Source organism: Pseudomonas sp. UBA7530 (assembly GCF_002479365.1).
GTDB lineage: Bacteria > Pseudomonadota > Gammaproteobacteria > Pseudomonadales > Pseudomonadaceae > Aquipseudomonas.
In genome coordinates, this window is the sequence record NZ_DLMS01000011.1 from 1362347 (window position 1) to 1382156 (window position 19810).

General features: G+C 63.9%; 17 protein-coding genes. 4 read left to right on the forward strand and 13 right to left on the reverse strand.

Annotated features, from left to right (window positions below):
- Nucleotides 1-3: 3 nt before the first annotated feature.
- From B2U07_RS20045 to yaaA, 12 genes are all read right to left on the reverse strand, one after another.
- Nucleotides 4-651 (reverse strand): alginate O-acetyltransferase AlgF, encoded by a 648-nt coding sequence (locus B2U07_RS20045; RefSeq protein WP_296277614.1) that lies wholly within the window; start codon nt 649-651, stop codon nt 4-6.
- A 25-nt stretch (nt 652-676) separates the two neighbouring features.
- Entirely contained in the window at nt 677-1810 is a 1134-nt protein-coding gene (locus B2U07_RS20050) for an alginate O-acetyltransferase (protein ID WP_296277615.1), read from the reverse strand.
- Between the two features lie 13 nt (nt 1811-1823).
- Nucleotides 1824-3275, reverse strand: a complete 1452-nt coding sequence (locus B2U07_RS20055; RefSeq protein WP_296277616.1) for an MBOAT family O-acyltransferase — start codon at nt 3273-3275, stop codon at nt 1824-1826.
- Nucleotides 3276-3402: 127 nt separating this feature from the next.
- Nucleotides 3403-4476 (reverse strand): mannuronate-specific alginate lyase, encoded by a 1074-nt coding sequence (locus tag B2U07_RS20060; protein ID WP_296277617.1) that lies wholly within the window; start codon nt 4474-4476, stop codon nt 3403-3405.
- Nucleotides 4477-4486: 10 nt separating this feature from the next.
- Entirely contained in the window at nt 4487-5905 is a 1419-nt protein-coding gene (locus B2U07_RS20065) for an alginate O-acetyltransferase (protein WP_296277618.1), read from the reverse strand.
- Between the two features lie 12 nt (nt 5906-5917).
- The gene (algG, locus tag B2U07_RS20070; RefSeq protein ID WP_296277619.1) at nt 5918-7450 is read right to left on the reverse strand and encodes a mannuronan 5-epimerase AlgG; all 1533 of its coding nucleotides are present in this window, start codon (nt 7448-7450) and stop codon (nt 5918-5920) included.
- A gap of 11 nt (nt 7451-7461) precedes the next feature.
- Entirely contained in the window at nt 7462-8901 is a 1440-nt protein-coding gene (locus tag B2U07_RS20075) for an alginate export family protein (protein ID WP_296277620.1), read from the reverse strand.
- 14 nt (nt 8902-8915) lie between these two features.
- Nucleotides 8916-10292: an alginate biosynthesis TPR repeat lipoprotein AlgK gene (gene algK / locus B2U07_RS20080; RefSeq protein WP_197857365.1), complete on the reverse strand. Its 1377-nt coding sequence runs from the start codon at nt 10290-10292 to the stop codon at nt 8916-8918.
- 12 nt (nt 10293-10304) lie between these two features.
- Nucleotides 10305-11468 (reverse strand): alginate biosynthesis protein Alg44, encoded by a 1164-nt coding sequence (locus B2U07_RS20085; protein ID WP_296277621.1) that lies wholly within the window; start codon nt 11466-11468, stop codon nt 10305-10307.
- A gap of 26 nt (nt 11469-11494) precedes the next feature.
- Nucleotides 11495-12976, reverse strand: a complete 1482-nt coding sequence (gene alg8, locus B2U07_RS20090) for a mannuronan synthase (protein ID WP_296277622.1) — start codon at nt 12974-12976, stop codon at nt 11495-11497.
- 50 nt (nt 12977-13026) lie between these two features.
- A complete protein-coding gene (gene algD, locus B2U07_RS20095) occupies nt 13027-14337 on the reverse strand; it encodes a GDP-mannose 6-dehydrogenase (protein WP_275547099.1) in 1311 nt (436 codons plus the stop codon).
- A gap of 716 nt (nt 14338-15053) precedes the next feature.
- Complete coding sequence (yaaA, locus tag B2U07_RS20100; RefSeq protein WP_275547100.1) at nt 15054-15833, reverse strand: peroxide stress protein YaaA; 780 nt, start codon at nt 15831-15833, stop codon at nt 15054-15056.
- A gap of 512 nt (nt 15834-16345) precedes the next feature.
- On the opposite strand from yaaA, the gene B2U07_RS20105 reads away from it, so the two are divergent.
- The 4 genes from B2U07_RS20105 to moaE all read left to right on the forward strand — a co-directional run bounded on the left by B2U07_RS20105 (nt 16346) and on the right by moaE (nt 19335).
- The gene (locus B2U07_RS20105; RefSeq protein ID WP_275547101.1) at nt 16346-17737 is read left to right on the forward strand and encodes a PhoH family protein; all 1392 of its coding nucleotides are present in this window, start codon (nt 16346-16348) and stop codon (nt 17735-17737) included.
- A 308-nt stretch (nt 17738-18045) separates the two neighbouring features.
- A complete protein-coding gene (gene moaC / locus B2U07_RS20110) occupies nt 18046-18522 on the forward strand; it encodes a cyclic pyranopterin monophosphate synthase MoaC (RefSeq protein WP_275547102.1) in 477 nt (158 codons plus the stop codon).
- Complete coding sequence (locus B2U07_RS20115; RefSeq protein WP_003459467.1) at nt 18519-18761, forward strand: MoaD/ThiS family protein; 243 nt, start codon at nt 18519-18521, stop codon at nt 18759-18761. Before moaC ends, B2U07_RS20115 begins: the two co-directional genes overlap by 4 nt.
- A 121-nt stretch (nt 18762-18882) precedes the next feature.
- Nucleotides 18883-19335: a molybdopterin synthase catalytic subunit MoaE gene (gene moaE, locus B2U07_RS20120; protein ID WP_275547103.1), complete on the forward strand. Its 453-nt coding sequence runs from the start codon at nt 18883-18885 to the stop codon at nt 19333-19335.
- A gap of 300 nt (nt 19336-19635) precedes the next feature.
- On the opposite strand, the gene B2U07_RS20125 is transcribed toward moaE, so the two are convergent.
- Nucleotides 19636-19800, reverse strand: coding sequence for a hypothetical protein (locus B2U07_RS20125; RefSeq protein WP_197854790.1), 165 nt, complete (start codon nt 19798-19800; stop codon nt 19636-19638).
- Between the last annotated feature and the right edge of the window lie 10 nt (nt 19801-19810).

The following is a 19810-nucleotide window of genomic DNA, read 5'->3' on the forward strand; positions in this document are numbered from 1 at the left end:
GCATCAACCGTCGATGGGGCGCTTGACCCACACCGGCGAAAACTTGCCCTGGCCACCGGTGACGAACAGGCTGACCACTTCGCCGCGTTCCAGGGTGACCGGCTTCAGGTCAGCAACCTTTCGCTCGCCGTCGAACAGCGCCAAGCCAACCTTGACCGGGTTGATCTCGCGATCGCCACGGCCGTCCGGCTTCACGTCGGCGACCACGGCGGTCTTGCCGTCAGCGGTCTTCACGCTCAGGGTGCTGTCGGTCAGGTTCTGTACGCGCAGCAGGGCTTTCTGGCGGCTGGTGAAGGGCGGCTCCTCGACCAGGCGCGGCTTGTCGCCGGTCTGGCTGACCAGGGTGTAGTAGTGCTCGGCTTCCAGGTCCACCGGCATCTGTGCGTTGCCGACCTGGGCCTGATAGCTGCCGGCCGGGAGGAATTTGAAGTCGCTCGAACCCAGCGGCGAGATCTGCTTGAGCTGGGTCTGTCCGACGCTGACATCGAGCTCGGCGCTGCTGGCGTTGTAGGCGCGGACGAAGGCCGAGCCCTTGGGCGCTTTGGGCCCATAGAGGGCACCGTCATCGGCCTGTGCCTGGATCATGCCGAGGCCCAGAGCCAGGGCACAGGCGCCCAGAGTGCAGCGGCGTAGAGTAGTTTTATTGGTCATCGGATAGTCCTCCTTGGGGGATGAATCAGTGACTGGCGGCGGCCAGCCCCTGGCGCTCGCCGCCGTCTTTAAGAGTGGCGAGCCATTGCGGGTCGAAATCGGTGAAATCGCTGGTCATCGGCAGGTAGCGCTCGGGGAATTCCCAGATCACCAACTGCGGCGGGTTGTTCTCGAATTCCTCGCTCTGCAGGTACTTGAGCATCGGCACCAGCGGGCCGCCGCCTTCCTCGGCGTGGTTGGACAGGTCGCGCTGCAGGTGCTGGCGCAGGGCACCGGCGAAGTTCCAGGCCGGGTTGGCGCTGTAGCTGGTGCCGACCAGCGTCACCGGCAGGTCGCTGTCGCCGAACAGGTCGTCGCCGCCACCTTCGGCGGCATGGGTTTCGCGCTGCTGCAGGCGATCGGCCTGCGGCATCAGGCTTTCGAACAAGGGGGCCAGCGGCAGGAAGCGGGTCAGGTCGCCCTGGTGCGCGCGGGTTTCCACGGTTTCGGTGACGAACTGCTGCGGCTCACCACGCAGCTGGATGGCGCTGCGCACCACTTCGCTCAGCGCCTCGGCAGTGACGTCGGCGCCTTCCGGGGTCCAGTGGGTATCGGTGCGCAGGAACACCGGCGCCTGGTCCTTGGCCGCCTGCAGCGGTTCGAGCAAATCCGGCGCGGCGATCCCGGCATTGCGCACCGCACGGTGGAAGCGCGGGTACAGGCTGCGCTGAAGGGCGCTGGGACGATGGCTGCCGGTGTGCTCGGGGTACAGGCGGGTCTTGGCCGGGACAATGGCCAGCAGCAGCTGGACATCGCGTTCTTCCAGCTGGCGCTGCACGCCACGAATCAGGGCCAGGTTGTCGCGCATCTGGCGCTGGCCGTCGGCTACCGGGTCGAACTCTTCGTCCGAATACAGCCAGCCGTCCTCGCCGATCACCAGGCCGCTGCGGCCTTCCCCGAAGAGCAGGTATTCCGCGGCTGCCCAGAGATTGATGCCGGCCTGCTTGAGCGGGAAGTTCTCGTCGTAGTGGCGCTCGACGCTCTTGGCCAGGCCGCCGTCGAGCACGCTCGGCTGCGCCGGCAGGTGGTAATCGGCGAGCTTGCTCAGGGCGAGCAGGCTGACCGGCAACAGCAGCAGGGCGAACAGCACGACATAGAGGGTCTTGATGGGGCGATTCATGCTTGGCCTCCGCTCAGAACTGGAAGTAGAGGAAGGGGGAGTAGCTCTGCGCCGAGAGCTTGAGCAGCGACACGCAGAACAGCACCAGCAGGGCGCCGCGCAGGGCCACCATGCGCAGGTCGATGGCTTGCAGGGCGACGCCGGCACTGGCCAGGGTCAGGCCCGGCTCATGGCCGCGGCTGGCGAGGAACTGGCGCGCGCCGTTGACCGCGATCACCACCCACGCCAGCGCCAGAGTTGCCATCTGCAGCCCGGTGATATGCGCCTGCGTCAGCTCGCTCAGGTGCCAGTCGCCGAAGGCGAACAGGGCGGCGTACATGCGCCCGGCCACCTCCAGGTTCTCAGCGCGGAAGATCACCCAGCCGAGCATCACCAGCAGCAGGGTGAAGGCCCATTTCAGCGGGTTGAACAGGGTCGGCGCAGCCTTCACGCCCATGGCCCGCTCGATGGCCAGCCACATGCCGTGCCAGGCGCCCCAGATCAGGAAGGTCCAGTTGGCGCCGTGCCAGAAGCCGCCCAGCAGCATGGTCAGGAACAGGTTGCGATAGGTGTTGAAGGTGCCGTGGCGGTTGCCGCCCAGGGGCACGTACAGGTAGTCGCGCAGCCAGGTGGACAGGCTGATGTGCCAGCGCCGCCAGAATTCGGTGATCGACTGGCTGATATACGGCTGGTTGAAGTTCTCCATGAAGCGGAAGCCCATCATCAGGCCCAGGCCGATGGCCATGTCGCTATAACCGGAGAAGTCGAAATACAGCTGCGCGGTGTAGGCGATCATGCCCAGCCAGGCGTCGCCGGTGCTGGGGTTTTCCAGGGCGAAGCAGTGGTCCACCAGCGGCGCCAGGCTGTCGGCGATGAACACCTTCTTGACGAAACCCTGCATGAAGCGCGTGGCGCCTTCGCTGAACTTGTCGATGCTGTGGGTACGGTCGGTGAACTGGTCGGCCAGGTCCTTGTAGCGCAGCACGGGGCCGGCGATCAGTTGCGGGAACAGGGCGATGAAAGCGGCGAAGTTGATCAGGTTGCGCGTCGGCTCGGTGTCGCGGCGGTACACGTCGATCAGGTAGCTGATCGACTGGAAGATGTAGAAGGAGATACCGATCGGCAGGATCACCGAGGTGAGCACGAAGGGCTCCATCCCCATCGATTCGAGCACGGCGTTGATGTTGGCCACACCGAAGTTGGCGTACTTGAAATAACCCAGCGTGGCCAGGTTGCCGACCACCCCGGCCACCACCCAGCGGCGCGCCGCCTGGGTGCCGGCATGGGCCTGAATGCGCAGGCCGAAGACGTAGTTCCACAGCGTCACGGCGGCGAACAGCAGGAGGAAGTCCACCCGCCACCAGGCATAGAAGGTGTAGCTGCCGATCAGGATCAGCAGGTTGCGCCCGCGATTCGGGCACAGGTAGTACAGGCCGAGGAAGATCGGCAGGAACAGAAACAAAAAGACGTTGGATGAAAAGACCATCCGTGCTTCTCCGTGAACAGACGGGGCAGCGCCCCCCTTTCCCCCCGCGAGCGGAGGGTTTGTTTTTTCATGTCACGCAAACCCGTAGGAGCGGATTCATCCGCGAAAATCGCGGCTAAAGCCGCTCCTACGGTTTTTCGAACACCCGCGTCACCTCGCCACCCAGACGGAAGCTGTTGAACGGCCCCTTCTCCTGGTTCAGTTCGCGGGTTTCCTCACTGCAGGCATAGAGGCTGCAGTAGGGCGCCAGCCAGGCGTACTTGAAGTCCTTGCGCAACTCCTTCATGTCCTGCTTGGCGCCGGTGCGCTGGGCGAAGGTGGACGGGTCGCGCGCCCCTTGCAGCACGCGTTCGGCCAGGCGCTGCAGGGCACCATGGTTCTCGCCGCGCAGGTCGACTTCGTTGGCCTCGGCGAACGCGGCGATCATCGCCAGCGGCGGCAGGGCGTAGTTGTGGTAGGCAAGGGCACGCTGGCTGCGGCGCATCTCGTTGGCCAGGTAGCCTTCGTCATCGACCTGATTGGCGGCGATGCGGAATTGATCCACGGACCAGTCGAACAGGTCGCGGCGATCATTGATCACCGCCACCGCCATCACCGACCAGGCAGCCCAGTAGCTGTGGTTGTTGATCTTGCGCAGCGGCAGGTCGCTCCACTCGCGCACCGTGTGGTCGGCCAGGCGGGTGAACCAGGCTTCGATGCGTGCGCTCTGCTGCGGGTAGGCCGCCAGCGGCTGCGACTCGGAGAACTTCAGGCGCAGCCAGGCGCCGGCCAGGCTGCCCAGCGCCCATTTGCGCATCGACTTGCCGGTGTGGTTGAACTGCTCGGACTCCAGCGCATCGGCGCTGGCCCATTTGTCCAGCCATTCGATGGCGCATTCCAGCCGCTCCGGCTGGCCGGTGCGCATGTAGCCGGTGATCATCCGCCCGGCTTCCTTCTCCAGGCGGGTGATGTGCGCGGTCTGCTCGCGGAAGTTCTTCTCGGCCTTGCGGTTGAGCGTGGCGCGCGCGCTGTCTGAGCCCTGGTATTTGCTGGTGAACTGCAGCTCGCCGGTGTACGGCTGCGGCACTGTCGGGCAGGCCGGCGCCTTGCCCTCGCGTTGGCCCACGGCCGCATAGTAGCCGGCCGGCGGCTGCAAGGCGGCGAAGGCCGGGCCGCTGAGCAGCAGCGCCATGAGGGTGAGGGGAGCGAGTCGTTTGGGCATGGTGGCCTCCTCAATTGCCCGCGACTTGCTGGCTGGCGCCGCTGGGGCGCTGGCACAGGCTGGCCTGGACCTTCAGGTCGTCGGCACTGTCCTCGGGCTTCTGGATTTCCAGGGCGAAGAAGTTCTGATCGCCCCAGCCCGGTTCGTCGCGCAGTTCCACGGCGAAGCGGCCGTCGGTATCGACGGTGTTGGGTTTCTCCAGCTTGATCTGCTCGCGGCGGCCATTGAGGTACCAGATGGTGGCGTCGACGCGCTTGACCGATGGATCGCTGAAGCGCAGGTCGAGTTGGTGGCGGTTGCCGCGCAGGGTCAGCAGCTTGTTCTCGCCGTTGACCAGCACCTCGTTACTGCCCGGGCGCAGGCGCTTCTCGCTGGCGAGCAGCTCGGTCTGGCCGCTGCAGCCGTTGTTCAGGGTGGCCATCAGCTGGCGGTGGATCTTGTCCGAGGCCAGGTCGTAGAGCGGCGAGAATTCCCAGATGAGGATCTTCGGCGGGTCGTTCTGGAACGACTCGCTGGCCAGGTATTCGAGCATCGCGCCTTCCAGGCCACCGCCGGGGAAGGCCGCGTTGAGCACGTCGGTGCCCAGGTACTGTTCGAGGAAGCCGCCGAAGTTATAGTTCTTGCCGCTGTGGCTGGTGCCGATCAGGGTGATCTGCGGGCTGCTGTCGTCGCCGAACAGCGCGTCGCCATCGCTGGCCTCCTTCGGCTCGGTGACGAACTGATCGACGTACTGCACCGCATAGCCGGTGCCGCACAGCTGGCTGGCGACGTTCTGCATGGTGCCGGTCTTGCCCATCAGGCCGACGCGCTCGGTGACGAATTCCTTCTGCGCAATGTCCTCGAAGCCGGGGATGCGCTTGACCGTCTCGGCCACCAGGCGCGCGGTGCGCTCGGCGCCGTAGGGCGTCCAGTGCTGGTCGCGGCGGAAGTAGAACTCCTTGTCGCTGTCTTCGTCGGTCAGCGGGGTCAGGTCCGGTACCCAGATGCCCAGCTGTTCGAAGCGGGTCAGCGCCTGGCGGTAGTTTTGCAGCGCCTTGTCGTAGTCGAAACGCTGATAGTCGGCCGGGCGCAGCTTGCTGCGATTGACCAGGCCGCGGGTCGGTTGATAGACCACCACCAGCTCCACGCCGCGCTGCTTGAGGCCGTCGCGCAGCTCCTTGAGGCGCTGGTAGCCGACCTCGCTGGTGCCGAACTCGGTGCGCAGGTCCTCGACGCTGCGGAACAGCCAGCCCTCGTCAGCATCCATCAGGGTGACGAAATTCTTCATGTAGTTGGTGGTGTAGCGGCTGGCATCGTGCGCAGCCGGGCACAGCGAGCAGCAGTCTTCCACCTGGTACTGCGGCGCCTGGCGCTCTTCGGCCTGCAGGCTGCCGGCGAAGGCAGCGCAGGTCACTGCCAGGGCCAGGGTGTTGAGTTTGGATACGCGCATTCTGGGGCCTCGTCAGTTGGTCATCTGCTCGGGATCGATCGGGTCGATCAGCACGGGCTGGCGCTGGCGCACCATGAGGTCGAGGATTTCGTCCTGTTTCTCGCCGAGGATGCCGGCGAGCTGGATGCCGCTGCTCTTGCGCGGCGCGAGCATCTTCACGCGGTACAGCTCGACCGACAGCGGCGAGTCGATGTTGATCGGGCTGGAGCCATTGCCGGCCAGGGTGCCGCCGACGATGATCATCGAGATCTTGGTATCGAACGGGTCGAGGTCTAGGTCGCGGTCGGTGTCGGACAGATCCTTGATATGGCCGTACACGCCGGTCAGCTGGTTCATCGCCGAGAGGTTTTCGTAGAGGCGGATGTTCTCGCTGTTGCGAATGCGGATGCCATGGCGCTGGTTGCGCATGACCTGATTGCCCCACAGCAGGTTGTCGCCGCTCTCGTACAGGGTGATGCCGTCGGCATGGTTGCCGTGCACGCGGTTGTAGGCGATCAGGTTGTTCTCGCTGCTGCGGTCGATAACCACGCCGGAGAGCTTGTTGTCATAGCTCTCGTTATTGATGATCCAGCTGTCGTTGACCTCGCGCGAAATGATGATGCCGTGCTTCTTCTTGGTACCGAACACGGTGTTCTCGGCGATGATCAGGCCGTGCGAGCGGTCATGCGGGTCGATGCCGTAGACGATGTTGTCGCGGTAGGTGTTGCCCTTGATCACCACGTTCTGCGCTTCGTAGCAGTAGAAGCCGTACCAGTGGTCGACGAACTCGGAATCGATCAGCCAGCCGGTCGGCTCCTCGCGCTGCAGACGCGCGTGCATGTTCGGCGTGTACTGGGTGATCGATACGCCATAGGACTTGGAGTTGTCGTAGCCCAGGCTGGTCAGCACGCTGTTGGCGATATACAGCTCGCTGCCACCCCATGAGACCAGGAACGGGCGGAACTCTTTGCCATCGTCGCGCAGGGTGGCCGGGCCGTTATCGGCCTCGCGCCAGGCGGTGACGCGGGTGTCGGTGAGAAACATCAGGCCGTCGTTGACCAGGAACGAGCCGCGCTCCTGCGACAGACGCAATTCGCGGGTTGCCTTGCCGACATGCAGTGCCGCACCTTCGGCGACGACGATGGGCAGGCGAGCGATGTACACGCCCGGCTCCTGTTCGGCGAACTGGCTGTCGGGCAGCGCCTTGGCGAGGTCCTCGGCGGTGACCGTGCCACCTTCGATGAAGATCGCCTGGGGCATGCCCTGCTGGCGCTTGATCCACTCGCGCAGGCGTTCGTTGCCGCCGGTGAAGTCCTTCAATGCGTCCTGGCGCAACATGCGCCGCACTACCACCTGGCCTTTGGCCTGGGGAATCTTGGCCAGCACCGCCTCCTTGGTGTAGCCGGACAGGTCCGGCAGTTCCGGCGCCTCCATGTGCAGCTCTTGCGCCGGGGCGCTGCGTACGCGGTAGTCGAACTGGTGCTGCTCCGGGTTGGCCTGGGCCAGGGGCGCTGCGAGATACAGCGCGCCGAGCAGAATGGGTAGGGCTAAGCCGTTGGGTTGCATGGTCCGATCCCTCAGAAACGCCAGATGAAGTCGACGAAGGCGCGGTGCATCACCGAGTCGGTGCCGCTGCCGTAGGCGTCGCCCGGCAGGAACACGCCGGCGCGCAGGCGCACCAGGGCCGAACGATCATCCAGCTGTTCGGCGACGGTGGCGGGCAGCAGGCCCTGCTTGAAGTAGCGGGTCAGCACCAGGTCGACTTCCTGGCCGATGTCTTTCTCGCCCGCCACCAGCGGCGCGGTGATGCCGCTGTCGCCGACGTCCTGATCGCCATCGACGCGCCAGAAACGGTGGTAGACGACGCTGGCGTCGTAATCCTCGCCCAACTGCCAGGAGCTGAACGCGCTGGCTACCTGCAGGTTGGAGAGCTCGCCGCGGAAGGCCTCGCCGTAGCGGTGCAGGCGCGATTCGACGCCGGTGAAGTTGGCACGGTTGCTGTGCAGGCCGGTCTGCATGAACTGGCGCGACTCGTTCTCGTCGCCACCGCCGCTGCCACGGGCATAGGCGGCGCCGATCTTCCAGTTGTCGTCGAGGCTGTAGCGCAGGCCAAGGTCCATTGCCCAAGCGTCGACATCCTGGCTGCGCGAGCCGGTGGCGATGCGCTCGTTGCCGACCACTTCCTGCTGCAACTGATCGGTATCGCCCTGCAGCCAGGTCAGCTGCGCCCAGTAGTTGAGGCGGTTGCGCGAATTGCGTTCGAAGAAGCCACCGTCGGCATGCAGGCCGAACCAGGTCAGGTCGCCGGTGTAGCGCTTGCTCAGCTCGTCGACGCGCTCGCCTGGATTGGCCAGGCGGCCGTCGTCACGGCTGTGATGCAGCTTGGCGCCGATACGGTGGCCGGGCGTCCACTGGTAGTCGAGGCCGGCGAAGAAGTGCTGGCGATCTTCGTCTTCGGGCGCCAGGTCATCGAGGTCGGTGCGGTAGTCGGAGAAACGCTCGGCAACGCCGACCGTGGCTTGCAGCAGGGTGGTGTCGAAGCGCCAGTTGACCGCTTCGATGTTGGTATCCCACCAGCTGCCTTCGTCGCTACGCAGGCGCTGGCGGCCAACGCGCAGGTGCTCGCCGGGGTAGGCGGTGAGGCCGGCGTAGTCGACCCAGAATTCGCGCATTGCCAGGTAGCTCTTGTCCGGCTGGCGGGCGTCGCTGCGCTGCGTGCTGTCTTCGCCGTCGTCCTGCAACGGGTCGGTTTCGATGGTGTCGGTGGCGGTGACCGCCTGGCCCATGGCGAAGGCGCTCCATTCGCCGCGCTCGCCGTAGGCCCAGGGGCGTACGTCGAGACCGATACCGCTGACATCCCCGCCGCTACGGGTGCCGAGGTCGCGGTCGTCTTCCGATTGCGCGGTGATCTTCACATCCAGGCCGAAATTCTTCGGCGCATCCGCTGCCCAGGCAGTGCTGGCGGCCAGTAGGCAAGTACTCAGCCCAAGCTGGCTGACGATACGGTTTAGCTGCATGCGTGCATCCCTGTTCATGGCTGGCTGACCTGCAAGGCGGCCTGCTGCTGCAGGACGATGCCGCGGGCATCGCGCTCTTCACGCAGCAGGCGCTGGCCTTCGGCGAGCTGCGCCGGGGTCAGGCTCTCGGCCACCGCGTGCGCCAGCTCGAAGGTCGGCGGCGTGTTGCGCGGCAGGGCCAGTTGGCTGAAGACATAGGCATTGACCGGGTTGGGCTTGACCCCGCGACCCTGGCTGTACATCTGTGCCAGGGCGAAGTCGGCGCTGAGTTGACCAGCGCGGGCGGCGCTGAGCAGGTGGTCGAGCGCCTGCTGGGCGTACACCTCGCCGAGGTAGCCGCGCAGGTAGATTTGCCCCAGGTAGTAGCTGGCGCTGGGTTCGCTGGGCGCGGCCTTGCGCAGGTGTTCCTCGGCTTTTTTCGGCTGCTGCGGCAGCAGCTTGCCTTCGTAGTACAGGCGTCCGAGCAGCAGTTCGGCGCGTGGCAGGGCGGCTTCGCGACCCTTTTCCAGATAGCCGAGCAGGGTGTCGATATCGCCTTGTCCCGGGTAGTCGTAGAGCAGACGCGCCAGGCTGACCCAGGCGGCCGGGTAGTTCGGCGCGATGGCCTCGAGCAGGTCCTGCGCTTGCTGCGGTTGCGGCTGGCCCAGCTCGGGGTCGCTGAGTACCTGCGCCACGGACTCGACCTGATTGGGTGACACGCTGCCGGCGCGGTAGCCCGCCAGCAGTTGGTCGATCAGCACCTGGCGGTCGTCTTCGCGGTTCTGCTTCTGGTACACGGTGGCCAGCTCGGCGTAGCAGGCGTCGTTGCTGGCCAGGCGCGCCTGGCAGATACGCTCGATCTCACCCAGGTGCTGGTCGTAGGTGCCATCGGTGCGATACAGAAGAATCTGCGCCAGCTCTGCCTGTGGCAGGCCCTGCTGGCGCCAGTCTTGGATACGTTGCGCGAGGTTCATGGCGGGAAAGTCCTGTGGGTAGAACAGGTAGAGTTCGGTCAGAGGCAGCAGCGCGCTCGGCTCGTGGGCCTGGGCTGCGCTCTCCAGCAGTTCGGCGGCCTCCTGGCGCTCAGCCAGAGTGCTGCCGGGCTTGCGCGCCAGCAGCTTGCCGAGGCGCGCCTTGGCACGCGGCGAGCCGTCCAGGGCCTGGCGGTAGATGCGCTCGGCCTCGTCCAGGTCCTGGGTCTGGCCGTTCGCCGCGTAGATGTCGGCCAGGCCGATCTGCGAGTCGCTGTAGCCCATCTCGGCGAGCTGGCGGAAATGCCATTCGGCAGTCTGCTGATCGCCGCTCTGCAGGGCTTCGCGGGCCAGGCGCTCATCCGGCAGACCGGCGCAGCCGGCCAGCGTGGCGCTGACGGCGAGGCCGAGCAGGGCAGGGCGAAGAAGGGGCATGCTCACGGCTGAACCTCCTCAGCGCCCGGCGGCTACGGCGCGGTCGACCAGGCCGCCGAAGGACGGGCCACGGTCGATGACCACGTCCACCGGCTGGCCGGCGAGGCTGGCCGGCAGGGTTTCTTGCGGCTTGATCACCACGCGGATGTCCGAACTCAGGCCACCGTCGTGCAGCGCGCTGCTGACGATCTCGCCATGGCGCGCCTGGTCTTCGCCCGCCACCTTGAAGGTCACTGGTGTGCCGGGGCGCGCCTGCTCCAGGTTGCGGTAGGAGAAGCTGGCGGCGACGGTGGCCACACCATCCTGTGGCACCAGCTCGAAGATTACGTCGCCCTTGCTGGCGAACTGGCCGTCGGCCACCAGTTGGCGGGAGATCTTGCAGTTGCACGGGCTGGTCAGGGTGCCCTGCATCTCGCGGGCGAACAGCGCCTCGATCTGGCTCGGTTCGAGCTGGTCTTCGCCCAGGTGGCCCTTGAGCATTTCCAGCATGCTGGTGGTGAAGGTGGCGATCGGTGCGCCCTTCTCCACGATGCCGTCGGGTTGCGCCAGGCTCTGCACGCTGCCTTCACGCGGCATGGTGACCTGCAGCGCCGGCAGGCTGATCTGCGCCGACTTCGCGTGGGTGACGAAGTACAGACCGTAGATCGACTTGCCAATGTAGCCGAACGCGGCCAGGCCAATGACGAAGATCGCGGCGCTGAAGGTCACGGCGCGCAGGCGCCCGAACATGCCCATGCCACCGCCGGAACCGTTCTTGCGCGCTTTGGTGAAATTGTCGCGCTGGAGGATGTGCAGCACCTCGCCGACGTTGACCAGCTCACCGGCCAGATGGCTGCTGATCAGGTGGCGCAGGGCGGCAGCTTCGCGTGCGCCGAGGCCATGGAACTGGCAGCCGACGCGGTTGTGCTCCGGCTGTACCGAGTTGACCTGAAACTCGATGTCCAGGCCCAGCACCAGGCTGTCGAGCTGGAACTGCAGCTGGCCGCGATGAAAGTCCCCGACCTTGTGCGTGGCGTTTTCGCTGGTGAAGCTGAAGCCGCCGGCAGAGACATCCTGCAGGCGTGCATCGATGCGTTCGCGCTGGGCATTGGTGTAGCGCAGGCGCCCTGGCAGCTTGACGCGGGCGTGCTGGCGCTGGGCCTCGGACTCATGGACGACGTTGAGATTGGCGACGGAGTTCATGGTGGCTAATTCCTATTCGAGTAGGGTCATACCAGCGCCAGCAGCGCGGCGATAAAGACAGAGGCAGCAGAAAAAGTCATGGCACGCGACGACCAGCTGTTGAACCAGTTGGCGAAGCTGGACAAGCCGCGGTTGAGCTTGGTGTTCTGGCGCGTCCAGGACTGTTGGTCGAGGCGGAAGAACACGTAGATCTTCACCATGGCCCCGACGATCTGGTTGTAATAGAGCAGCGCCGGGTAGGCCGGGCCGATGCGGTGCCCGGAGAGCAGCAGCAGCAGGGTCAGGATCAGCCGCGTAGTACCGATCCACAGCAGGTAGATCAGCAGGTACATCACGCTGTACTTGATGCTGGCGATGATCGCCACGCACAGGCCAAGCAGGCAGGTCCACATCGACACGCGCTGGTCGAACAGCACCAGGGTGGTGAAGGCGCCGAGGCGGCTCATGCCCAGACGCAGGGCTCGCGAGTTCTGCCGCAGGTTGTTGCCGTACCAGCGGAACATCAGCTTGCGGCTGGCCTTGATGAAGCTCTTCTCTGGCGGGTGCTCGACCGTGTTGATGGCGGCGTCCGGCACGTAGAAGGTGTCGTAGCCCAGGCGCATCAGGCTGTACCAGCTCGACTTGTCGTCACCGGTGAGGAACTGGAAGCGGCCCAGGCGCCAATGCTCGAGGTGGTCGGCTTCGACATCGCGGATGAACTCGGGGTCGGTCACCACGCTGGCGCGGAACACCGACATGCGCCCGGTCATGGTCAGCACGCGCTTGGAGAGTGCCATCGAGCACATGTTGAGGTGGCGCTGAGCGAAGCGCAGCTTGTGCCATTCGCTCATCAGGTAGCTGCCGCGTACCTCGCAGAACTCGTTGGTGGTCAACCCGCCGACATTGGGGAAGAGCTTGAACCAGGGCACGCATTTACGGACCACGTCAGGTTCGAGAACGGTGTCGCCGTCGATCACCGCCACCACCGCATCGCGGTCCGGCATCTGTCGGGATATGGCGCGGAAGCCATGAGCAAGGCCATCACGCTTGCCGGTGCCGGGAATGCGCACGATGTCCAGGGTGACATGTGCCGGCGGCTCGGCCTGGGCCCAGAGGTTCTTGATCAACAGCTCGTCGGAGAGCTCGACGATCGAGCACACCACGGTGGTCGGGTAGCCGCAGTCGATGGCTTCGCGAATCACCGAGCGGTAGACCATGGCGGTGGTCAGCGCCTCGATGCGGAAACTGGTGACCAGCAGGAACACATGAGAGGGGTCGGCGTCCTTGCCGAGTTTTGTAACCTTGCGGCGATACCAGGGGTATACCAGGTAGAGGAACAGGCAGCCGCGCACGAAGTGCATGGCGCCCATGGAATAGCGCCAGATGCCGACGATACCGATGAGCAGGAGGAAGTCCCGCGATTCAGGGTCGAACACCGTGCGTGGCAGAGCCAGTGCCAGGAGCATCAGCAGGCTGAGATAGAGCATCCAGCCGCTGGCTTGGTTGAGGCCGTTCTTGAGCTTGTCCATATGCGTCTCCGAGTACCTGCACGCTCGAGGCGTGCAGGTACGCTCGGCCTTTACCAGCAGATGCCTTCGGCCACGCCGTTGCTGGCGTTGGGCATGAAACCGACCAGGTCGATCACCCGCTTGCCGCTCGGCGCCTGCTCAGCCAGCTTGGCGAAACGCTCGTCGCTGTTGCCCAGGACGATGATGTCGGCCTTCGCCACAACGTCGTCCAGGTCACTGTTGAGCAGCGAGGACACGTGCGGGATCTTCGACTCGATGTAGTCCTTGTTGGCGCCGTGTACGCGGGCGTACTCGACGTTGCGGTCGTAGATGCTCAGGTCGAAGCCCTTGCCGATGAGCATTTCCGCCAGCTCCACCTGCGGGCTCTCACGCAGGTCATCGGTGCCGGCCTTGAAGCTCAGGCCGAGCAGGGCGACCTTGCGCGAATCCTGGCTGGCGATGATGTCGAAGGCTTTCTGCACCTGAGCAGCGTTGCTGCGCATCAGCGAGCCGATCAGCGGGGCTTCCACGTCCAGGCTGCTGGCGCGGTAGTTCAGCGCGCGCACATCCTTGGGCAGGCAGGAGCCGCCGAAGGCGAAGCCGGGCTTCATGTAGTACTTGGAGAGGTTCAGCTTGTGATCCTGGCAGACCACGTCCATCACCTCGCGACCGTCGACGCCGACTGCCTTGGCGATGTTGCCGATCTCGTTGGCGAAGGTGACCTTGGCCGCATGCCAGACGTTGCAGGTGTACTTGATCATCTCGGCGACTTCGATGTCCTTGCGGATGATCGGTGCGTCCAGCTCGCTGTAGACGCTTTCCAGCAGGTCGCCGGAAGCCTTGTCCAGCTCACCGATGACGGTCATCGGCGGGAAGTCGTAGTCCTTGATCGCGGTGCTCTCGCGCAGGAACTCGGGGTTCACCGCCAGGCCGAAGTCGACACCTGCCTTCTTGCCCGAGCAATCCTCGAGAATCGGCAGCACCACGTTCTTGGCCGTGCCCGGCAGCACGGTGCTGCGCACCACCACGGTGTGGCGCTCGTTCTTGTCGCGCATGGCCATGCCGATTTCGCGGCACACGCCTTCGATGTAGTCCAGCTCCAGGTCGCCGTTCTTCTTGCTCGGCGTACCGACGCAGATGAACGACACATCGCTCTCCAGAACGGCAGTGGCAACATCGGTGGTGCCACGCAGACGGCCCTGACGCAGACCCTGTTGCAGCAGTTCTTCCAGACCTGGTTCGACGATGGGAGATTTGCCGTTGTTGATCAGGTCGATCTTGTGCGCGGAGATGTCCACGCCAATCACGTCGTGACCCCGTGCCGACAAACAGCCGGCACAAACGGCACCTACATAACCCAAACCGAAGATACTGATTCGCATGGTATTCACCTCGTCCGTTCGATGCAGTTTCAAATACTGGCCTTTTGGCCAAAACTAGTCCGTGAACTTGCTTTTAATGGCGAGCAAGTTCATTCAGGCATAAGTAGAGGGTGGCGCCGGAGTTGGCACCAAGTGCGGGCCGTTATATATAACAGTGGCCCTTTGGTATTGTTGTCTCTGCCTCGCGTGAGGCCTCTGGTTCAGTGCTGTGGCGGGTTGTGCTGTCTCCCTTGGAACTGCATAAACTTTTCTCGGGGTGAAACGCTCCGGCGAAAATCAATCCGCTATCTGGCAGTCTCGGTTGTTGAAAAGTTATGTATTGAAATGTGTTACGGGCTGTATGAGTAGCGGCACTTTGGGATAGTTCCTACCGTTCGTCCTGAACCTGAACCGGAGCTGAACGAATTTTCTGATCGCAATATAGTGGCAACTTGCAAAATGCACGATGGCACGCGGCGAGTTAACTAATGCGAAACTATCCGATAACTAAGCGACGCAATAAGTTCTGCGCGAAGTGCGGCCGCGCTGAAACTGTGATGCCAAAGAGTTTTTTCAGAGGTAAACGCAGCGACTAAGGAATTTTTCTCGGGCGTTGCGCTCGGCGCCAGCGAGGCGGCCGGCACGGGGAACGAGCGGAAAGGAGGGAATTGCCCAGCGCAGCGGCCAAACCCATGCAGCAACCGATGAGCGGCGCATGGGTTTTTGCCGTTTGGCGATCAGTCCTGCGGATGGTCGCGCAGGAAAACCAGGCTGTCGGCCTTGGAATGTTCGGCCGAGTAACTATAGCCCTGATAGTCGAAGTCCTTCAGGCCTTCGGGGTTGGTCAGGCGTTCCTTGATCACGTAGCGGGCCATCAGGCCGCGGGCCTTCTTGGCATAGAAGCTGATGATCTTGTACTGACCGTTCTTCAGGTCCTTGAACTCGGTGTCGATGATGCGCGCGTTCAAGGCCTTGCGCTTGACCGCGCCGAAGTATTCGTTGGACGCCAGGTTGAGCAGCACGTCGTCACCCTGGGCGGCCAGCGCTTCGTTGAGCCAGCCGCTGATGCGCTCGCCCCAGAAGGCGTACAGGTCCTTGCCGCGGCCGTTGACCAGCTTGGTGCCCATCTCCAGGCGATAGGCCTGCATCAGATCCAGCGGGCGCAGCACGCCGTACAGGCCGGAGAGCATGCGCAGGTGCGTCTGGGCGAAGTCGAAATCGTCCTCGGAAAAATCCTCGGCATTGAGCCCGGTATAGACGTCGCCCTTGAATGCGAGCAGCGCCTGCTTGGCGTTGGAGGGGTTGAACGGCCGCTCCCAGCTGCCGAAACGCGCGGCGTTGAGGCCCGCGAGCTTGTCCGACAGGCCCATCAGTTCGGCGATCTGCGCCGGGCTGAAGTCGCGCAGCTGCTCGATCAGTTCCTGGGCGTGGTCAAGGTGTTCGGGTTGGGTGAAGTGCGGTGTGGCGGGCGGTGTCTCGTAATCGAGGGTCTTGGCCGGTGAAATCACCATCAACATGGGCTAGGTCTCCAGAAAGCGTGACGGCGATTCTAGAGGGCAGGGATCGGCAAGGCCACCTATCGGGGCGATTGAGAAGAGCCGATCACTGCTTTGGTAGGAGCGAGCTCTGCTCGCGAATGAACCGATACCGCCCCTGGGAAGGCAGAACATTCATGGCCAAGCGAAAGGGCGCTACACCTGATTGGCGCGGCGTGCTGCAAGTGAGGGCGGGTAAGCGAAGCGGGCGACAGCCGGTAGGACTTCCGACTGTAACGGGGCGCTGGCGGCACGCCAAGCGTTATCTGTCGCGTGTGCAAATAAACCCGCATGCCGAGAAAAAAACGTTTTTCTGTCATGTGAATTGGAGTAATAAAAAAGCAAGACCGCCGAAACCTGCAGACAGGTGGCGGCCATTGGCCCTCACCTTGCTTGCCACCTTTCGGCCCCGATCTGAAAAATCGGCGGTCTCTGTCCGGCGCAGCACCGCCCTGGTATTGCGTCGCCTGGCTACTACAAGAAGGTGACCGAGTATGGATGACCACGGACGCTCCAAGCCCACCGCTCCAACCCTCTACGCCCTCGACACCAATGTTCTGATCCACGATCCCAACGCCTTGCTCAACTTCGAAGAACACCACGTCGCCATCCCGATGACGGTGTTGGAGGAACTCGACAAACTGAAGTCCGGCAAACACGGCGTCGCCGCCGAATGTCGCCAGGCCATCCGCCTGATCGACCAGATTCTCGCTGGCGCCGAACCCGAAGACGTCGAATATGGCGTACCGATCCAGCGCGGCAAGAGCGGCCCCTGCGGGCGCCTTTCCATCCTTATGAGCAAGAGCGCGGCGCCGGTCACCTGGCTGCCGGAAACCCTCAACGACAACAAGATCATCAACCAGTTGGTGGAGCTGAAGTCACGCAACCCGGGCCTTTCCGTGGTGCTGGTGACCAAGGACATCAACATGCGCCTGAAGGCGCGCGCCTGCGGCATCGACGCCGAGGACTACCACACCGACCAACTGGTCGATGACGTCTCGCTGCTGTCAAAGGGATATCACGACATGCCCGGCTCGTTCTGGGACCGCGTGAGCAAGGTCGACACCCGTCAGGACCACGGCCGCACCTGGCACCGCGTGCAACTCACCGACAACCTGCCGGCCGTGCACATCAACGAGTTCATCCTTGATGAGCAGGGCTTCGTCGGCTGGATCAAGGCGATCAAGGGCGATGAGCTGGTGATCCTCGACATGCACCAGGAGCCGCTGCTGCACCAGGAAGCCTGGGGCCTGAAACCGCGCGACATCCACCAGGCGCTGGCGCTGTTCGCGCTGCTCGACCCGGACATCCATCTGGTCAACCTGTCCGGCGCTGCCGGTTCCGGCAAGACCATCCTGGCGCTGGCCGCGGCCATCGAGCAGACCATGGTCAGCAAGCGCTACCGGAGGATCATCGCCACCCGTAGCGTGCAGGGGCTGGATCAGGAAATCGGTTTTCTGCCCGGCACCGAGGCGGAGAAGATGGAGCCCTGGCTCGGCGCCATTACCGACAACCTCGAAGCGCTGCATATGGAGGACGAGAGCACCCACGGCAGCGTCGACTACATCCTGCAGAAGGTGCCGCTGCAATTTAAGTCGCTGAACTACATCCGCGGGCGCAGCTTCCAGCAGAGCCTGATCCTCATCGACGAGTGCCAGAACCTCACCCCGCACCAGATGAAAACCATCATCACCCGTGCCGGCAGCGGCTCGAAGGTGGTCTGTCTGGGGAACCTGGCGCAGATCGACACGCCGTATCTGTCAGCGCCCAGCTCGGGTCTGACCTACCTCACCGAACGCTTCAAGGACTTCCCGCACGGCGTTCATATCACCCTGCAGGGCGTGCCGCGTTCGGTCCTGGCGGAATACGCGGAAAGTCATATGTAGTGCTCCTGGCTCCCCTCTCCCGCTTGCGGGAGAGGGGCGATAGTGCACCAATATCTCGACGCCCCTGCTCGCAAGAGCCGGGGCGTTTTTTGTCGGTATCAACGCGGTAATCCTGTAGGAGCGGCTTCAGCCGCGATGATCGCGGATAAATCCGCTCCTACAGTTGTGTCGCCGGATGTAGTCAGTATGTAGTCAGTAGCCCGGATGAAATCCGGGGATTTTTGCCGCTCTGGCCCCGGATTTCATCCGGGCTACGAATTCCTGACCTGCAGGTTTACAATCGGTCGATTCCCGCCAGGAGCTTTCCCGTGCTGACCCACCTCGATTCCCAAGGCCGCGCGCATATGGTCGACGTCACCGACAAGGCGACTACCTTCCGTGAAGCCACCGCCGAAGCACGCGTGCGCATGCTCCCCGCCACCCTGAAGATGATCGTTGCCGGTGAGCATCCCAAGGGCGATGTGTTCGCCGTAGCGCGTATCGCCGGCATCCAGGCGGCGAAGAAAACCAGCGATCTGATTCCTTTGTGTCACCCGCTGATGCTCACCGGCGTCAAGGTCGAGCTGAGCGCCGAAGGCGATGACTGCGTCCATATCACCGCACGCTGCAAACTGTCCGGGCAAACCGGTGTCGAGATGGAAGCACTGACTGCCGCCAGCGTCGCCGCGCTGACCATCTATGACATGTGCAAGGCCGTGGATCGCGGCATGGTCATCGAGCAGGTACGCCTGCTGGAAAAGCTCGGCGGCAAGAGCGGTCACTACAAGCTGGAGGAGCAAGCATGATCCGCGTGCAGTATTTCGCCCGCTACCGTGAGGCCCTGGGCCGTGACGACGAACAGCTCAGCGGCGACTTCGCCACTCTTGACGATTTGCGTCTGCACCTGGTCGCCCGTGGCGGCGAGTGGGAAGTGCTGGGCGAGCAGAACCTGATGTGCGCGCGCAACCAGGAACTGTGCAGCCTCGACGAGCCGCTGGCCGAAGGCGATGAAGTGGCCTTCTTCCCCACCGTCACCGGCGGTTGATACGGCTGTAGGAGCGGCCGGGCGGCGTTCCGCTTCAGCCGCGATGATGAACCGCTCCGCGTAGGGTGGGCTTCAGCCCACCAAACCGACTCTGAAAACGCCTCATCAAACGAGACCCCGCATGACCATCCGCGTCCAAGCCCAGCCCTTCGACCCCGGTACCGAGCTCAACGCCCTGCATGCTGCCAACCTCGGCATCGGAGCGGTGGTCACCTTCGTCGGCTACGTGCGTGACTTCAATGATGGGCGCGAAGTGGGCGGCATGTTCCTCGAGCATTTTCCCGGCATGACCGAAAAGGCCCTGGCCAAGATCGCCGATGAAGCGAATGAGCGCTGGTCGCTGCTGGGTATCGAGATCATTCACCGCGTCGGTCGGCTGGAGCCGGGCGAGCCCATCGTCTTCGTCGGCACCAGCAGCGCCCATCGCCAGGCCGCGTTCGACGCCTGCAACTTCGTCATGGATTACCTGAAGACCCGCGCTCCTTTCTGGAAGAAGGAAGACACCAGCGAAGGTCCGCGCTGGGTCGAAGGCCGCTGCAGCGACCAGAGCGCCGCCGAGCGCTGGAAGCAGTAGGGAGTCATGGGGCTGTTACCTGAGCCACCTTCGGCGTGGGGCCATCAACCGCCCGGTGGGTTACGCGGCGCACGGCCTTCACCTGCGTCTTGAAGACCGTCATTCAGCGCCGCTAACCCACCCTTCGAGTGACCGCGCGCTGAACCGTAGGGTGGGTTAGCCGCCTGGTAAGTCTGTTGAGCGAATCGCAATGCCTGCTGCGGCGTAACCCACCATTGGCGCAACGCCATCTACTGTCTGGTAGGGTTGCGCGGCGCGCGAGCAGCATCTGCATCGAACGTCCCCCCGAGCGCTGCACGCCTACGCCAACGCCAGATGCACCCGCAACGCAATCGGCACCAGCATCACCAGCACACCCAGGCCTAGTACCAGCACGCCCCATTCGTGTTCGCGAAAGTTGAAGCCGACCCCCAGCATCAGGAATCCGCCGATCAGCAGCACCAGCATCAGGTCGTAGTGGTCCATCGTTCTTCTC

Coding starts and splice junctions, on each gene's coding strand:
- B2U07_RS20045 (WP_296277614.1), bottom strand. CDS start 651: ATGACCAATAAAACTACTCTACGCCGCTGCACTCTGGGCGCCTGTGCC.
- B2U07_RS20050 (WP_296277615.1), bottom strand. CDS start 1,810: ATGAATCGCCCCATCAAGACCCTCTATGTCGTGCTGTTCGCCCTGCTG.
- B2U07_RS20055 (WP_296277616.1), bottom strand. CDS start 3,275: ATGGTCTTTTCATCCAACGTCTTTTTGTTTCTGTTCCTGCCGATCTTC.
- B2U07_RS20060 (WP_296277617.1), bottom strand. CDS start 4,476: ATGCCCAAACGACTCGCTCCCCTCACCCTCATGGCGCTGCTGCTCAGC.
- B2U07_RS20065 (WP_296277618.1), bottom strand. CDS start 5,905: ATGCGCGTATCCAAACTCAACACCCTGGCCCTGGCAGTGACCTGCGCT.
- algG (WP_296277619.1), bottom strand. CDS start 7,450: ATGCAACCCAACGGCTTAGCCCTACCCATTCTGCTCGGCGCGCTGTAT.
- B2U07_RS20075 (WP_296277620.1), bottom strand. CDS start 8,901: ATGCAGCTAAACCGTATCGTCAGCCAGCTTGGGCTGAGTACTTGCCTA.
- B2U07_RS20085 (WP_296277621.1), bottom strand. CDS start 11,468: ATGAACTCCGTCGCCAATCTCAACGTCGTCCATGAGTCCGAGGCCCAG.
- alg8 (WP_296277622.1), bottom strand. CDS start 12,976: ATGGACAAGCTCAAGAACGGCCTCAACCAAGCCAGCGGCTGGATGCTC.
- algD (WP_275547099.1), bottom strand. CDS start 14,337: ATGCGAATCAGTATCTTCGGTTTGGGTTATGTAGGTGCCGTTTGTGCC.
- yaaA (WP_275547100.1), bottom strand. CDS start 15,833: ATGTTGATGGTGATTTCACCGGCCAAGACCCTCGATTACGAGACACCG.
- B2U07_RS20105 (WP_275547101.1), top strand. CDS start 16,346: ATGGATGACCACGGACGCTCCAAGCCCACCGCTCCAACCCTCTACGCC.
- B2U07_RS20115 (WP_003459467.1), top strand. CDS start 18,519: ATGATCCGCGTGCAGTATTTCGCCCGCTACCGTGAGGCCCTGGGCCGT.
- moaE (WP_275547103.1), top strand. CDS start 18,883: ATGACCATCCGCGTCCAAGCCCAGCCCTTCGACCCCGGTACCGAGCTC.
- B2U07_RS20125 (WP_197854790.1), bottom strand. CDS start 19,800: ATGGACCACTACGACCTGATGCTGGTGCTGCTGATCGGCGGATTCCTG.